The sequence below is a fragment of the Klebsiella sp. CN_Kp097 genome (assembly GCF_040064495.1).
Classification (GTDB): domain Bacteria; phylum Pseudomonadota; class Gammaproteobacteria; order Enterobacterales; family Enterobacteriaceae; genus Klebsiella; species Klebsiella aerogenes.
In genome coordinates, this window is record NZ_JBEAIL010000031.1 from 63,504 (window position 1) to 79,348 (window position 15,845).

17 protein-coding genes are annotated in these 15,845 nt (G+C 52.3%); 5 read left to right on the forward strand and 12 right to left on the reverse strand.

The window, feature by feature from the left end; genetic code table 11:
* Window positions 1–16 precede the first annotated feature (16 nt).
* The 5 genes from fimA to ABLV07_RS22700 all read right to left on the reverse strand — a co-directional run bounded on the left by fimA (window position 17) and on the right by ABLV07_RS22700 (window position 4,287).
* Window positions 17–565 carry a type 1 fimbrial major subunit FimA gene (gene fimA / locus ABLV07_RS22680; RefSeq protein ID WP_015369870.1) on the reverse strand — a complete coding sequence of 183 codons (549 nt, stop codon included), beginning with the start codon at window positions 563–565 and terminating at the stop codon, window positions 17–19.
* A gap of 495 nt (window positions 566–1,060) precedes the next feature.
* Window positions 1,061–1,657, reverse strand: coding sequence for a type 1 fimbria switch DNA invertase FimE (gene fimE, locus ABLV07_RS22685; protein WP_015703357.1), 597 nt, complete (start codon window positions 1,655–1,657; stop codon window positions 1,061–1,063).
* A gap of 578 nt (window positions 1,658–2,235) precedes the next feature.
* Complete coding sequence (locus tag ABLV07_RS22690; RefSeq protein ID WP_015369873.1) at window positions 2,236–2,841, reverse strand: tyrosine-type DNA invertase; 606 nt, start codon at window positions 2,839–2,841, stop codon at window positions 2,236–2,238.
* 124 nt (window positions 2,842–2,965) lie between these two features.
* Window positions 2,966–3,094 carry a hypothetical protein gene (locus ABLV07_RS22695; RefSeq protein WP_015369874.1) on the reverse strand — a complete coding sequence of 43 codons (129 nt, stop codon included), beginning with the start codon at window positions 3,092–3,094 and terminating at the stop codon, window positions 2,966–2,968.
* Between the two features lie 581 nt (window positions 3,095–3,675).
* Window positions 3,676–4,287, reverse strand: a complete 612-nt coding sequence (locus ABLV07_RS22700; protein ID WP_015703356.1) for a LysE family translocator — start codon at window positions 4,285–4,287, stop codon at window positions 3,676–3,678.
* 138 nt (window positions 4,288–4,425) lie between these two features.
* On the opposite strand from ABLV07_RS22700, the gene ABLV07_RS22705 reads away from it, so the two are divergent.
* Window positions 4,426–4,899 (forward strand): Lrp/AsnC family transcriptional regulator, encoded by a 474-nt coding sequence (locus ABLV07_RS22705; protein WP_032706451.1) that lies wholly within the window; start codon window positions 4,426–4,428, stop codon window positions 4,897–4,899.
* Window positions 4,900–4,932: 33 nt separating this feature from the next.
* Here the strand turns inward: ABLV07_RS22705 and ABLV07_RS22710 are convergent, their stop codons facing one another.
* Complete coding sequence (locus ABLV07_RS22710; protein WP_015369878.1) at window positions 4,933–5,178, reverse strand: hypothetical protein; 246 nt, start codon at window positions 5,176–5,178, stop codon at window positions 4,933–4,935.
* 350 nt (window positions 5,179–5,528) lie between these two features.
* Here ABLV07_RS22710 and ABLV07_RS22715 point away from each other — a divergent pair, with 350 nt between their 5' ends.
* The 4 genes from ABLV07_RS22715 to ABLV07_RS22730 all read left to right on the forward strand — a co-directional run bounded on the left by ABLV07_RS22715 (window position 5,529) and on the right by ABLV07_RS22730 (window position 10,341).
* The gene (locus ABLV07_RS22715; RefSeq protein WP_046883052.1) at window positions 5,529–6,095 is read left to right on the forward strand and encodes a fimbrial protein; all 567 of its coding nucleotides are present in this window, start codon (window positions 5,529–5,531) and stop codon (window positions 6,093–6,095) included.
* Window positions 6,096–6,146: 51 nt separating this feature from the next.
* Complete coding sequence (locus ABLV07_RS22720; protein WP_348853340.1) at window positions 6,147–6,830, forward strand: fimbria/pilus periplasmic chaperone; 684 nt, start codon at window positions 6,147–6,149, stop codon at window positions 6,828–6,830.
* 18 nt (window positions 6,831–6,848) lie between these two features.
* Window positions 6,849–9,332 (forward strand): fimbrial biogenesis outer membrane usher protein, encoded by a 2,484-nt coding sequence (locus ABLV07_RS22725; RefSeq protein WP_047053710.1) that lies wholly within the window; start codon window positions 6,849–6,851, stop codon window positions 9,330–9,332.
* 487 nt (window positions 9,333–9,819) lie between these two features.
* Window positions 9,820–10,341 (forward strand): hypothetical protein, encoded by a 522-nt coding sequence (locus ABLV07_RS22730; RefSeq protein ID WP_015369883.1) that lies wholly within the window; start codon window positions 9,820–9,822, stop codon window positions 10,339–10,341.
* 43 nt (window positions 10,342–10,384) lie between these two features.
* On the opposite strand, the gene ABLV07_RS22735 is transcribed toward ABLV07_RS22730, so the two are convergent.
* From ABLV07_RS22735 to ABLV07_RS22760, 6 genes are all read right to left on the reverse strand, one after another.
* Entirely contained in the window at window positions 10,385–11,665 is a 1,281-nt protein-coding gene (locus ABLV07_RS22735; protein WP_045359475.1) for an MFS transporter, read from the reverse strand.
* 131 nt (window positions 11,666–11,796) lie between these two features.
* Window positions 11,797–12,291, reverse strand: a complete 495-nt coding sequence (locus ABLV07_RS22740) for a flavin reductase (protein ID WP_015703350.1) — start codon at window positions 12,289–12,291, stop codon at window positions 11,797–11,799.
* An 11-nt stretch (window positions 12,292–12,302) separates the two neighbouring features.
* Window positions 12,303–13,271, reverse strand: a complete 969-nt coding sequence (locus ABLV07_RS22745; protein WP_015369886.1) for a PDR/VanB family oxidoreductase — start codon at window positions 13,269–13,271, stop codon at window positions 12,303–12,305.
* A 24-nt stretch (window positions 13,272–13,295) separates the two neighbouring features.
* Entirely contained in the window at window positions 13,296–14,036 is a 741-nt protein-coding gene (locus ABLV07_RS22750; RefSeq protein ID WP_015369887.1) for an SDR family NAD(P)-dependent oxidoreductase, read from the reverse strand.
* A gap of 7 nt (window positions 14,037–14,043) precedes the next feature.
* The gene (locus ABLV07_RS22755) at window positions 14,044–14,523 is read right to left on the reverse strand and encodes an aromatic-ring-hydroxylating dioxygenase subunit beta (protein WP_021469133.1); all 480 of its coding nucleotides are present in this window, start codon (window positions 14,521–14,523) and stop codon (window positions 14,044–14,046) included.
* Window positions 14,523–15,827 carry an aromatic ring-hydroxylating dioxygenase subunit alpha gene (locus ABLV07_RS22760; RefSeq protein WP_348853341.1) on the reverse strand — a complete coding sequence of 435 codons (1,305 nt, stop codon included), beginning with the start codon at window positions 15,825–15,827 and terminating at the stop codon, window positions 14,523–14,525. The genes ABLV07_RS22755 and ABLV07_RS22760 overlap by 1 nt, the downstream gene beginning before the upstream one ends.
* Window positions 15,828–15,845: the final 18 nt, after the last annotated feature.

The window sequence follows — 15,845 nt, forward strand, 5'->3', positions numbered from 1 at the left end:
CTGTCTGATGTTTGAATTACTCGTATTGCACTTTGAAGGTGGCGTCTGCGTTAGCAGTACCGGCAGTAGCCGCGCCAGTGGCGTAGTAACGCGCCTGGAAAGGAATGATGTTGGTGCCGTCGTTCAGCGTGGTGGCCGCGCTGAAGGTAGCGCCATCCAGGCCCAGCGGAGTGCCGGTTTTGTCGAGGATCTGTACGCCGACGTTGGTCGCGCCGCCAGCAGCGGAGCTCTGCAGAGCCAGAACGCTGGTGTTGGTGCTATCAACCGCGGTACCAGAGAAAGCGACAGAGGCTTTGGTGGCGACAGAGGTATCACAGTCGTCTAACTGAATGTTGAAACCTACAGCGGAGCTGGTGCTGCCCGCGGTAGCCAGTTTTGCCGAACGAACCTGGCCTAACTGAACGGTCTGGTCGATAGAACCGGCATCGACTGCACAGGCTGCGTTGACGATTTCTCCTTTAAAATGCACTGTTCCGCCATTTACCGTGGTGGTATCGGCCAGGGCCGCCGCGGAGCTCAGGGACAGAGCTGACAGGACAACGATTGCCAGTGTTTTGATTTTCATGCTGTTTTCCTTTAAACAAAATCGATATTACGAACCAAAAATGGCAGTCGTCTTGCCTTCCAGGCATTCCATAAATCAGCCGAATGGTGCGACTGCCGGTTCTGCACAGTTTTTGCCCCTACTGATGAGTCAATTGGGGCCATTTTGACTCATCAGGATTTATGGCTTTTATTTTGTTAAGGTTGGTTGTATTTTGGATTTATATACTTCTAATGGTTTGTTTTATGGATTTAAAAGCTATGACTTTGCCGTGAATGGAAAAACGGCGTACTTGACTTCGATAGCGAAAAGCGGGCGAATGCGAGATAGTCTGACGAGGATAAGTAAAGAAAGGTCGTTGGAGAATTCAATGTAAATCAATTAGATATAATTTTTTTTGATGAAATATGCAGTTGTCAGTTGCAAAAGATTACAAAACATTTTTATGATATAGACAGTTTGGCCCCAATTGACTTGTTCGATATTAAAAATTTTCCTTTTTATCAATCGGTTATCCTATTTCTTCCGCGCTTGTAAATTTTCCTCTAACAGATTGTTTCTTTCCCAAATCCCGGCAAAACGCGCTGCATTACTGGCGGTATAACGGACAGTATGACGAATATTACGATGTCCGAGATAATCTTGTATCAAACGGGTATCAGCTCCTCTTTCCGCCAGTTCATAGCCGCAGGCATGACGCAGCATATGCGGATGCGTATGCGTCACGGTTCCCGCTTCTTCCCCGGCGGCGCGGATAATGCGATAGGCCTGTTGCCGTGAAAGCGGGGTGCCGCGGCGCGAGATAAATAGAGCGTCGCTTTTGCCTGCTGCCTTCCAGCCGGCCCGTTGCTGTGTCCAGCGTTCTATCGCTTCGCGTTCATCAAAACGCAGCGGATGTACGGTAGAGAAACCGTTCTTTAAGCGGCGAACATTGATGCGTCCTTCGTTAAGGTCGAGATCGCGATAGTGCAGATCGAGTAATTCGCTGATACGCATCCCGTGGCGAAACGCCAGCAGGATCAGACAGTAATCCCGTTCGCCGGTTGGGCCGTGCTGGGCCGCCTGCATCATTGCCTGAACTTCTTTGGCGGTGAGAAAACGACGTCGGTTCACAATTTTGAGCTCCTGAATTTAAGTTTACTCGCAAGGAACAGCCTGAGAAAAAATCTCAGGATGCATAAAAAATAATCTGAATGGAAAGCCCGTATTATTTGAGAGGGATAAAGACCAACAGGTATCACATTACATTTACACAAACATAAATTACCGCTACGCGATAATTCTTATTTTTATCTATTTTATTCTTTACCACAATAGAGCTGTGCCAGGTCGCGGGCAGGTGCATAAAATAGCAAGGAAAAAAGTTAATGCCAGCTATTTATTGAACGGAAAACATGTGCTGAAAGGATTAATTTAACAATAAATAACGAACTAATATCCTGATGAATTACAGGTGCATAGGAACGTTTTTTTTCATGTTCTAAATAAGAACTTTTAAGAACAATAAACATATTTAACGTATGGTTAATTTTTATTAATGTTTCGCAAGAAAAAATCTATATATGAGGAAAGCTGCAATTTATCGCAGCCTAAACAGAGCAAATTTGCAACAGTCTTGCCGGGGATGGCGGGCAGGGGCTGGCAGTAAGAGGGAACCGACAACGAAACGCCATCCGTGGCGTAAGGCTACCTTACTGGAAAAGCGAGATTCTTTGCTTCTCGCGGGAATTATCCCAGATACCATAAAAGCGCCCGGCGTTACTGGCCGTGTACCAGACGGTATGGCGAATGTTGCGGTGGCCGAGATAATCCTGGATAAGTCGCGTATCGATGCCCATATTGGCCAGCGCAAAGCCGCAGGAGTGGCGTAACATGTGCGGGTGAATTTCCAGCGGTAATCCTGCCTGATCGCCGGAGGCGGAAATGATCTGGTAAAACTGTTGGCGCGACAGTGGATTACCCTTACGCGATAAAAATAACCACTCGCTGGTGGATTGTGGATATTCATCACGAATATCCAGCCAGCGCTTTAGCGCCTGGATCTCTTTATTCAGCAATGGATGAGTGGTTGAGAAACCTTTTTTTAATCGATGGATGTAAATACATTTTGAACGCAAGTCAATATCTGAAATTCGCAGGCGACAAATTTCGCTGGCACGAAAGCCATGAATAAAACAAAGTAATGTCAGGCAATAATTACGAGCTGCATGAGGTCCGCTATTGGCAGCATTGAGTAATGACTCGATTTCATTCTGAGTCAGGAAGTTCCTTTTTTTAATGTCACTATTATTCTTCATTATGTTCCCTTTCTTTTGCAGGCGTACATTACTATCCCATAGGCTCTGGCTGGCCTATTACAGGATCCGAAGATAGGTTGCGCATTTTATGAATAAGCATGATGCGAATCGCTTTTACTATCCCTCAGGTAACAAGGACTTTATCGCGGCAAAGCTGCGCGAAATCCTGTGGATATAATGAAGTGGCTTCATCGCCCGCAAGCTGTACGCAGGCGAATTCCTGATGCGAAGCGCTCAGGCATTTGATGTACATCGGTTTTCCTGGAGGTTTACACGTCCTGTTCATCCTTTCTCCTCTTGAGTATGCGCGCTTACAGCAAGGTCATAGACTACCGGCTGATAAACTGAGTCCTGGCTGGATAACGCTGCAAACCGTTATCCATGAGGATAATTGCCTCAATAAACAGGTTGGCGTTGCGTAAATGTTTTGCCATACAAAATAGCGTAAGACACCTGATAGCATTCACCGCAACACTACAACAGCGATTAAACCATACTGCAAAAATCGTAGAGAGAATAGCGTTAATAAATGTGCAGACGTTTCAAAGAGAGATTTTACTTATTATCGAGCAGTCGGAATTTTCCGCTCGCGTAATCAGTTAATGAGAGACTTAATCGGAGTTTTTAGGAAGCTTTAAGAAGTTATTGCGAAGCGCAATTTCTGCTGTAACCGCTTATGATTTATAGGAAATTTATCTCTGTTTGTATCAGAAAATAACGGCCCGGGCTTGTCAGGCTCAACAACGTAATAGTGACCAGAGAGCCCGGATTATATTTGTTGATGAAGCCGTATGGCGCTAATCAACTTCCCCAGTAAGCGCCACGGCTTACGAATTATCTTAACTGCTGGTAAAACAGGATAATCGCAATGGCAATCATGATAAGCCCTGAAACCATGCTCACTCCTTTCGCCGCCTGTGGGCGGGCCGCCAGTACCGCCCGCGACCCATAGCCGACCAACAGATAAATTAGCGTACAGGTCATCAGGTGCATCGCACCCAGCGCCGACATCTGCAGCGCCAGCGGCCAACTGCCGTGCGGATCGGTAAACTGCGGCAGCAGGGCGAGGAACAACAGAAAGACTTTTGGATTAAGGCCGCTAATGCATAGTCCCTTCACCGCCCACGCATTCCAGCTGCCAGCCGATTGTTGCGCCGCGCCCGGCGCCGCCGGATGGCGTAATATCATGACCCCGAGCCACAATAAATAGGCCGCGCCCGCCAGGGTGATCGCCGATAGCGCCAGTGGATGACCGGCGATTAACACCCCGACGCCGGCGACGACGATAATCGTTGCCAGCAGATGTCCTGACATCAGCCCCATCACCGCCGGAACGACGCGACGGCCGTTGATACCGGCGCTGATGGCATAGGCCCAGTCAGCACCGGGGGTAATAATCAACAGGAACGAGACTATCCAGAAGCTGGCGATCAGGCTTATTTCCATCAGCAACGCTCCACAACGATATTAGACATCACACACTCGCAAAATTAGGTTATCGTGTGAGAAAGAATATCGACATAGAAGCGAAATGAGCTTTCAATGTTATGTCATAATCCGGCGATAAAAGAGAAAATCTTCCAAATGGATAGCATAGATCGAAAAATTCTTGCTGAGCTGCAGGCCGATGGTCGTCTGTCGATAACTGAACTGGCGGAGCGGGTGAATTTGAGCCTCTCTCCCTGCCACCGGCGACTACGCGCGCTGGAGCAAGAGGGGGTGATCACCGGCTATCGCGCCAATCTCGACCCGGGAAAAATGGGCTTCAATTTTCTGGCTATCGTTTTCGCCACGTTAAAAGAGGGCGATAAAAAAGCGGTCAGCGCTTTTGAGGAGGCGGTGGCGGAGATCCCGCAGGTTGTGCTGGCGCAACGATTGTTTGGCGATCCGGACTATCTGATGCACGTCGTCACCCGGGATCTTCCTGCGTTTCAGAAACTCTATGATGACAAACTGTCGGCGATGCCCGGCGTGCAGCATTTACGCTCGACGCTGGTGATGAAAACCGTGGTGCAGGATCGCCCTTTCCCCCTGGAGACGTTAAACGCTTCCCGCTAATGCCCTGCTGCCAGGGCATTGTAGAATGGCGAATTACCACTTTTCATCACGCGCGTCGCGGCGGCCTTCGCGCCGATTTTCACGCTTATCTTCGCGACAGCGCATATTACTCTTATCGTCATTTCTCACGCATTCACGTTTTTCTTCACGTCCACTCTGGCGCGCATCCTGACGGATATCGCGAGCATCCTGGCGTTTTTCCGCGCGGTAGGTGGCGTGCGCGGTGAGGGTCGGCAGCAACAGGGCGGCGGTAAGCAGAGGCAGGATTATTTTTTTCATTGTCGAAACCTTAAATATAAAAATAAATCACGGAAGGTTATAATTGTGGTTCGTAATCTTATGTAAATCGATACAAAATGTGCTGAACTCTCTTTTTTTTAGTTTATTATTAAACAAGCCCGGCAAGTTCTCATTTTATTATTCTCGTTGCTACGTATTTTAGCTTATTACGCTAAAGAGATTACGAATATAGCATCAGGGCTCAGTCGCTTTAAGTATTTGCCTTGATTTTTATCAACGATCCTTATTCATCCGGTTGTGGCGGATATTTGGCCGTGCGATGCTCGCGGCATGAGATTTTTCTCAGTCTCCGCGAAGTTAAATGGAATTGTTAATAAAAGGAATATTATATGAAACGTTCAATTATTGCTGCTGCAGTATTTTCAACCGTGCTGATGAGTATTAATGCTTTTGCCGCGGCGCCAAGTGAAGAGCAGGGCGAGTTAGTTATTATTGGTAATGTTATTAATTCTTCCTGTCGTTTTGAAACCGATTATAGCAGTACGATTCAACTGGCTGATGTTGACGCTACCCGTTTTGCCGGCATGTCAGCCGGTGAAGTCTTATCCGGCAATTTCGCTACCAGTAGCGATCCATTAACTATCGTTTGCCCGGAAGGCACGGTATTGAAATCGATTGATATTAGCGGCGGGACCTATACTACCGGCGGCGTACTTAATCCTATCGCAACTACAACGTCTGCTAATGGTGTCGGTTTTAAATTAAGACTTGGATCCGCGGATATTAATGAAAATACCATATATGACGTCAATAATTTGCCGAATGCGGTGACTTCTTTGGGCAATGGCGTTTATCAAATGAACTTTTCGGCGCAATACGCCCGAATTAATGCCGCCACACCGGTAACCGCCGGTGAAGTCCGCTCGGTGTTAACGATTGCCGTCTCTGCGGAGTAAGGAACTGTGCCGGCGCTTCGCCGGCTATTATTGTGCTAAGGGTGTGGTGCTATGAAACGGATTTTATTAGCAGGTTTATTTATCGCTATGCAGCCCGCGCATGCCGGAGTGGTGATTTTCGGTACCCGGGTGGTTTATCCGGCTGAGAAACAAGAAGTGGTCGTACAGTTGATGAATCATGGCGCCCGCTCTTCACTGGTGCAGTCGTGGATTGACGATGGCAATACTTCATTGCCGCCGGAAAAAATCAACGTGCCTTTCCTGCTGTCGCCGCCGGTGGCGCGCATAACGGGTAACTCCGGTCAGCAGCTGCGAATTAAAAAGTTAGCCAACAAACTTCCGGCGAACAAAGAGTCGCTGTTTTATCTCAACGTACTCGATATTCCTCCGAATACACCAGGAAGTGAGGGGGCGAATACGCTGCGGTTTGCCATGCAAAACCGCATTAAGCTTTTTTATCGCCCTAAAGGTATCGCGGCGGTAAATAAAGATACGTTTAAAAGTATTTCGTTGTCTTCGCGCAAAAACGCTCTGCATATTGCCAATGGTTCGGCAAATTGGTTGACGATTACTGAAATTAAACTCAGTAACGTTAAAGTCAATGAGCGCAGCGTTATGCTTGCGCCGTTATCCAGTCAGGATGTCTTTTTAAAAAGTAATCTCGCCCGCCAGTATTCGCTAACGATGATTGATGATAATGGAAACTTTATTAGCGACAGGCTCAATGTAAAATAATAAATAATGGAGTTGGCCATGTTAAGGATGACGCCGCTTTCCTCAATGATATTGTTGGTTTTATTATCCGGTCAGCTGCAGGCCGCTGAAGAGACTTTTGATACCAATTTCATGATCGGCGGAATGAAAGGTGAAAAATCATCAAGCTTTCACTTTGCGGATAATCAACCACTGCCCGGTGAATATGAATTAGATATTTACGTCAATAAACAATGGCGTGGTAAATATCCAATCGTAGTCGCCAGTAATCCGGATGATACCTGCCTGTCATCGGCATTATTACATCAGTTGGGAATCAAAGCGGATAGCGCGCCGTTGGCAAAAGATAACCAGTGCATGACGCTTAAATCCGCGGTGCGGAGCGGTAGTTATACGTTTAATATCAATATTTTTCAGCTTGATTTAGAAATTCCGCAGGCCTACGTTCTGGATCTTGAGCGCGGCTACGTCGCGCCGGAAAGTTGGGACCGAGGCGTTAACGCGCTCTATACCTCTTATTATCTGAGCCAGTATTACAGCGACTATAAAGACAGTGGCAATAACAAAAGCACTTACGCCCGCTTCAACAGCGGGCTGAACCTGTTGAGCTGGCAGTTGCACTCTGATGCCACCTACAGTAAAGCCGATAGCGGCGGCGGCGACTGGAAAAGCAACACCCTGTATCTGGAGCGCAGCTTTGCGCCGATTTTAGGCACCTTGCGCGCGGGCGACATGTATACCTCAGCGGATATTTTCGATGCGGTACGCTTTCGCGGCGTTCGTCTGTTCCGCGACATGCAAATGTTGCCAAACTCAAAACAGAACTTTACGCCAATCGTGCAGGGGATTGCCCAGAGCAACGCGCTGGTAACCATCGAGCAGAACGGCTTCACCGTCTATCAGAAAGAGGTGCCGCCGGGGCCTTTTGCGATTGCCGATTTACAACTCGCCGGCGGCGGGGCGGATCTCGATGTCACTATCCGGGAAGCCGACGGCTCGGTAACCACCTACCTGGTGCCTTATTCCTCGGTACCCAATATGTTGCAGCCGGGGGTGTCTAAATATGACATTGCCGCCGGGCGCAGCCATATTGAAGGCGCCAGCAATCAGGAAGACTTTATGCAGGCCAGCTATCAATATGGCCTGAACAATCTGCTGACCCTGTATGGCGGTACCATGCTCGGTACCGACTATCAGGCTTTTACTATGGGAACCGGGTGGAATACCCATCTCGGCGCGGTGTCCGTTGACGGTACCTGGGCGCGCAGCGATCAGGATAACGGTACTTTTGAAGGGCAAAGTTATCAGATTGCCTACAACAAATACCTCACCCAGACTAAAACGCGCTTCGGTATGGCGGCTTATCGCTATTCAACCAGCGACTATCGCACCTTTAACGATCATGTCTGGGCGAAGAACCGTAATAGTTATCACCATGATGATAATGACGTTTACAACATTGATGATTATTACCGTTATGATTTTGGCCGTAAAAATAGCTTATCCGCCAATATTAGCCAGTCGTTGCCGGAAGGATTAGGGTCTTTCTCACTGAGCGCTTTATGGCGTGATTACTGGGGAAAAAGCGGCAGTAATAAAGATTATCAACTGAGTTACACCAATAACTGGCAGCGGGTTTCCTGGACCATTTCGGCCAGCCAGACCTATGACGAGGATCATCATGAAGATAAGCGCTTTAACCTCTTCATTTCGATTCCGCTGATCTGGGGAGAGAGCGATAGCGTGCTGGCGCGTCGCCTGACGCTGTCGAATTCGACGACCTTCGATAACGACGGTTTTGCCTCCAATAATACCGGCATCAGCGGTACGGGCGGCCAGCGCGACCAGTTTGACTATGGCGTGAACCTAAGCCGGCAGCAGCAAAACCATGAAACCACCGCCGGCGGCAACCTTACCTGGAACGCGCCGCTGGCGACGCTGAGCGGCAGCTACAGCCAGTCGTCGAAATATACCCAGGCCAGCGGCAGCCTGTCTGGCGGGGTGGTGGCCTGGTCCGGCGGCGTCAATTTCGCTAACCAGCTATCGGAAACCTTCGCCATTATTCAGGCGCCGGGTCTGGAAAATGCTTACGTCAATGGTCAGAAATATCGCACCACCAACGCGCAGGGAACGGTCATTTTCGACCATGTATTGCCCTATCGCGAAAGTTCGTTACTGCTGAATACCGCCAATACGCAGAGCAAAACCGAGTTGATTGGCAACCGTAAAGCGGTCGCTCCGTACCGCGGGGCGGTGGTGCTGGCGCGGTTTGATACCGATCAGCGTCAACCCTGGCTTATTCACGCCGAACGCCCGGACGGTACGCCGCTGAAATTTGGCTATGAAATTGAAGATAACGACGGACAGAATGTCGGCGTCGTCGGCCAGGGCAGCATGCTGTATATCCGTACCGATAACGTTCCGCCGTCGATTACCATCGCGGTCGATAAGCAGCAGGGCCATTACTGCACCATTACATTTAAACATACCATTGATGAAGGTAAGACCTATGTCTGCCGCTAAAAGGACGATTTTCATGAAATGGATAATTTTGCTGGTATTAAGCTTATGCTCTTTTTTAGCGCGGGCGGGGAACTGCGAATTAACGCCGAGCATCCCTCCGGCATCGATTGAGGCTAGCGGCAACTACACTTTTAAACCGCTGGCCGCCAGCGGGGAACTCAATTTACGTGATAGTTCACTTCAGGCTAACGCATTCAGCTTTCGCTGCCCCAGTAACTCAAATATTACGGTCTCGGTCAGTCTGCAATCGCCACCACAAACCTCCTACTATGTTGAGGTAGGCAGTAAGATCTATGAGATTAATTTCTCCTTCGACCAGACTAAAATGGAATCGTTGGGAAACGGAAAAATTGTTGAAAACCAAGTATATAATTTGGCAGATATGTTTAATAGTTTGGTCGGCATACGCTATGAGATTAAAGAAGGTAGCGCTAACGGGCAGCGTGTTACTCCCGGAGTACCTTTCCAGATGCGTTACGGTATAGTTTTGAAATATTGTAAGAATAATGAATGTCATAACGTTAACATCAATTACACCTTTAACGTCACCCTGCAGGTAAATATCATGACCTGTGGTTTTAACGTCCCGAACCGCTTCATTAATATGGGCGATTACAGCTACTTCGATATTAAAGAAGACAAAGCGCAATATCGCCTGGAACGCGTTGATATCGACTGTAGCCGGGACGAGTCGGCGGTATTCGAACTGACGCCGGGTAAAATTGATTACTACTTTGTCGCCGCCTCCGGCTTTGCCGGCACCAGCAAAATATTGAAGAATGACGATCAGGATGCCGCCACCGGCGCCGGCGAAGTCGGTTTTCATCTGCTCGATAGTCAGGGCGGGGAACTCCAGTACGGTAGCGGTTTCCTCTACCACTCCAGTGAGGATGCCCGACATGGCGATAGCAACCCGATCTATCTGCAAATCAAGCCGATGAAATATGGCGAGAATATCCGCGGCGGCACGATTAAAAGCCGGGTTATTATCGTCATCAACAATAACTAGCCGTCCGCGCCGCGCGCCTTCCTTTACGCGCGGCATGCCTGGGTTAGGTGGTCGCGACCGCTTCAGGTCGCGGCTGCGGCTGGCGAATACTTATCAGCGCCACCAGCGCCAGTAGCGCAAAGGCCAGCAGCATCAGCGCAATGGGGATATAGCTATCCCACATCATTAAAAAGGCTACCGCCAGCATCGGGCTAATACCACCGGAAATCACCGCCCCAATCTCATGCCCCAGCGCCAGCCCGGTGTAGCGTACCTCCACCGGAAACAGATCCACCATCAGACACGGCTGCGCGGCAATCATCGCGCCATGGCACAATGGCAATGCCAACAGCATGGCGAGCAGCATCGCCGGGAAGGTGTGCATATTAAGCAGCCAGAAGAAGGGGAAGGCGACCAGCGCCATGCCTATCACGCCGATATAGTAAAGCCGCTTACGGCCAATGCGATCGGAAAGCCATCCCCAGCCGAGAATCGTGGCGATCTCCACCGTCATGGCGATGGTGACCGCCGCGATCAGGTCGCGGGTGTCGATGCCGATATGTTTGCAATAGACCACTGAAAACGTGAAGAAGATATACACCGCGCCGTTTTCCGCCAGCCGCAGGCCGATAGCCTGTAATATCGCTCGTGGATGATTTTTGAAGGCGCTGAGCACCGGTAAATGATGGGCCTCATTTTTGCTGTCGTTTTCTGCTTTGCGCGCCACGAATTCCGCGTTTTCCTGGATGTTACGGCGAATATAGACGCCCACCAGAAAGATAAACAGGCTGAGCAAAAACGGAATACGCCACGCCCACGACATCACCTCTTCCTGCGGCAGCAGCTGCACCAGATAGAATGCCAGCGAAGAAAGAACAAACCCGCCGCAGACCCCCACCTGGCTCCAGGCGGTGTAGTACCCTTTCTGGCTTTCCGGCGCGTTTTCGCTCAGCATCAACACCCCGCCGCCCCATTCGCCGCCGGAAGCCACGCCCTGTACAAAGCGCAGCGTAATCAAGGCGATTGGCGCCAGTACGCCGATATGGGCGTAGGTTGGCAGCAGACCAATTAAGAACGTACTGGCGCCCATCAGCGTCAGGGTGATGATGAGCGTCATTTTGCGACTGTAGCGATCGCCGAGATGGCCGAATATCACGCCGCCGAGGGGGCGGGCGATAAAGCCGATGGCAAAGCCGGAAAAGGCTAAAAATGAACCGAGCAGCGGGTCATTCGTGGCCGGGAAAAACAGCGGCCCGAAGACCAGCGCCGCCGCGGTGCCATACAGGAAAAAATCGTACCATTCCAGCGAGTTGCCGAGAAAAGACCCGATGATTAATTTGCGCATAGGTTGCGCCGGGGGGACCGTTGTACCGCTCACAGCTCCAGACATAAGGTTAACTCCAGTGCAGGTGAATCAGGCGGCGCCTGCTGGCGCCGGGCGATGGGTCGGCAGGGTTTTTATGGTTATGATGAAACTTAACGGCACGACGCCATGCTAAGGGTATGGAACTGGCGATTAAACCAGACCAGCCCGTCGCTGGGGTTGCCGAAGCGGATCTGTTTGACCTCGCAATAAAATACGCTGTGGCTGCCCACTTCATGGCTGTCGGCAATGACGCAGTCGCAGTTCGCCACGGCGGAAGCCAGCGCCGGCGAACCGGTCTCCAGCGCCAGCCATTCGTCGTGCAGGAAGCGTTCTTCAGAGCGGATTTGGCCGTTGGCGAAAATCCCGGACAATTGCTGATGCTGACCGGAGAGCACGTTAACGCACAGCACGCCGTTGTGCTGGAATTTGCCGTGCGCGAAGGACGAGCGGTTCATACATACCAGCAGCGTCGGCGGCGAATCCGTCACGCTACACACCGCCGAGGCGGTAAAACCGAAGCGGCCCGCCGGGCCATCGGTGGTAATGATGGTGATCGCGCTGCCCAGTTGCGCCATGGCATTACGAAAATCAGATGTCAGGTTCATAGTAATACCCGTTATTTCAGTTTGACGTATTCGAAGCCTTCGATAACCAGCCGCGGGGTTTTGGCCCGCGAACAGCACAGCAGGATCTGGTCGTTATCTTCGCGTTCTTCTTCGGTTAAATACTCGTCGCGGTGGTCAGGTTCGCCGCTGCAAACGTTGGCGAGGCAGGTGCCGCAGACGCCCTGTTGGCAGGAGACTTTGACTTTGATGCCGGCCTTTTGCAGCGCGGCGACGATGGTCTCGTTTTCACCGACGGTGACGCTCAGATTGAGTTCCGGAACCGCAACCTCAAAGCTGTCGCCGCTGGTTTCTACCTCGCGGTTGAAATACTCCTGATGCAGCCGCTCCGCGCTGAAACCGCATCCCTGAGCCGTTTCGTTAATCCACGCCATAAAACCCTCCGGGCCGCAAACGTACAGGTGGCCGGCGGCGGCGTGAGGCGTCAGGAGTTCCTGAGGGCGGATCCGGCCGTTTTCATCGCTGATATGCAGCTGAACCTGAGCGCTAAAGTGGCAATCCGCCAGTTCGGCCAGAAACGCCATTCCCTCACGGCTGTGGCCGCAGTAATGCACTTCGAAGGATTTCCCGGCGCGAAATAGCGTATCGGCCATCGCCAGCATCGGCGTGATGCCAATGCCGCCGCCGATCAGAATGCTATGAGGCGCCGACATCTCCAGCGCGAACAGGTTGCGCGGAGGGCTAATTTGCACCTCGTCGCCGGGCTGTAAAGCGTGCGCCGCCAGCGAACCGCCGCGCGAGGCGCGATCCTTGAGGATCCCCAACCGATAGCGCTGCGGGTGATGGGCGCTGCCGCACAGCGAATACTGGCGCACGATGCCATCGCCAAGATGTAAATCGATATGCGCCCCGGCGCTAAACGAGGGCAGGGGAGCGCCGTCCGGCGAGGCCAGCGTCAGGACTACCACCTCGGCTCCCTGAATTTCGCGTTCTGTGACGCGTACCGTCAATGTTTCAGCCATAGTTTTTCTCCACCCGCGAAGGGCTTAACGCATATAAATGCCGCCGTTGATATCCCAGGTCGCGCCGGTGATAAAGGTGGCGGAGGGCGCCGCCAGCAGTTCTACCGCGCGGGCGACCAGCAGCGGATCGCCAAGCCGCTTCATCGGGATCATCTCCAGCAGCGCCGGCATTTTCTCCTCCGGCACCGCGGCGCGAACGGAAGGTAGATCCAGCGGCCCCGGCGCAATCGCGTTGACGCTCACCCCGGCGTTGCTCAGGGCGCGGGCGAAGACTTTGGTCAGCGTAATAATGCCGCCCTTGGAGGCTGCATAGTGGGCGCCGGAGGCGGTACCGCCGTTTTGCCCGGCCAGCGACGCGAGGTTAATAATGCTGCCCTGCTGGCGCTGGCTGAAATAGCGGCCGATGGTCTGGCAGCCGACGAAGGTACCGCGCAGGTTGGTACTGGTGACGCGATCGAATTCTTCTACGTCGATCTCCATGATCGGCGTGGTCAGGGTTAAGGCGGCGTTGTTGACCAGCACGTCGAGTTCGCCGAAACGTGCGCGGATCTGCGTCAGCGCGTCGCTGAACTGTTGCGGCTGGCGAATATCCAGCGCCAGCGGCAGCAGCCGCTGCTGGCTGGGATCGATCTCCTGGGCGCTGCGGGTGACCGTATCGAGATTGAGGTCGGCCATCGCCACCTGATAGCCCTGTTGCCAGAGATGGCGGCTGATAACCAGCCCGAGGCCGTTGGCCGCGCCGGTAATAAGTACGCTACGTGTCATAAAGTCCTCACAGGATGTAGCCAATGCTATGCAGGTAATCGTCGCCGTTAATCAGGCGTACGACCTTTTGCAGGATGCGGAAACTGTCACCCTCCGGCGCCAGCGTCCAGGTGACGTCAGCGGCGTAGTGCTGTTCATTGCCCTTGCGGTACTCGTAAAGGAATTGGGCGCAGCGTACTTCGACGACCTCATCGCTGGCGCTGAGCAGGCGATAACGGCCGCTCATGCGGATAGTGCGCGCGCGCGGTGTGGTGGAGATCGATTCGCCGCTGTATAAACGCTGCACGCGTTTTTCCCGCATCTCGTGGTTGTCGTAGGCGTAGTTGAGCACGTTGGCGAAATCGGTGGTCTGCTGATCGATGGGAATGATGTACATTCCCTCAGCGCGCCACAGCGCCAGCCATTCACGAAATTCGCCTTGATCGAGCAGGTCCGCTTCCAGGTTAATAAACTGAATGGCGGCGTTGAGGATAGGTGATGTGTTCATTATTGCCCCCGGTTATCAGCGGTCATGTACTTTTTCCATTGTTGATAGGCGGCGCGCATGCCGGTTTCGGCGCTGACGTCGCTGAGCAGGCCGTCGGCGGTGCGGACTTCGCCGGGCAGGCCGCGGTTGAGCATGATCCACAGATCGTCGCCCGCGCCGCCGCCGCGCTGCACCCGCTCCCAGGCCTCTGAATCATCGGGGGTGCCGAAGCCCATCGGCCCCTGGAAGTGTTCGTGCAGCCGCAGGCGCGCCTGGTTGGCGATCGCCGGGCCATCTTTCATGGTCAGCACCATGTGATGAATTTCCGTCTCTTTTACCGATATCGGCTGCAGCACGCGGAAGAAGGCCATTGAACAGGCGACATTGGGGAACAGGTTAAGGTTAAAACCGCTGCCGCCGACCGCGCGTACGATGCGCCGCACCTGCTGCTCGTCGTGACCTTCCTCGCGTAGGGCCTGGGCCAGCTCGCTAAAGCGCTCCGGGATTGGCGCATCGAGATTGGCTTCCAGATCGATAAGCTCGGGGATCATCACCATCACGCTGTGGCCATTGCCGAGATCTTCCACGAAACCTTTGCCGTCGACGAAGTTGAGCATCTCTTCGGTCTGTTTATCGACCGAGCTTAAAAACGACTTATGGACGATCGGGAAGTGATAGCCGTCGGTGGTATTTTCCAGCTGGATTTTCCAGTTGCCGGGAAAGCGAAAACGGTGCGCGGTGGTGGCCTGCAGCGCGTAGCCAGCCCCCTGTTTCATGAACAGATCCATCCATTTCATCGCCGGGCCGAGGAAGTCGGTCAGCGGTTCAATGTCGTGGTTGAAGCTGGCGAAAATCATTCCGGCGTAGCTTTCAACGCGCAGGCGCACCATGCCGAGCTCAGATTTGTTCAGCGTATCGCCGTAGCTCTCTGGATGCGGTACCCCGCGCAGCGCGCCGTCGAGGCCATAGCCCCAGCCGTGATACGGGCAGGTAAAACCGTTCGTTTTCCCGCTGCGATGTTCGCAGACGGTGGCGGCGCGGTGGCGGCAGCGGTTGAGCAGCACGTTGATATTGCCTTTGCGATCGCGCACGACGATCACCGGCTGGGTACCCACCATCGAGGATTTATAGCTGCCGGCGTCAGGGATTTCGCTCTCGTGGGCGACCCATACCCAGGTACGGTTAAAAATGTTGTCGATTTCGAGGTCGAAAATTTCCTCGGAAGTATAGAGACAGGTATGGACCCGGTCGCTTTGCACCAGTGCCGCCAGCGTTTCGGCGGTATGGCTGGTATCGATATTTTTTACCGGAATACATTCAGACATTGTCACTCTCCACATATC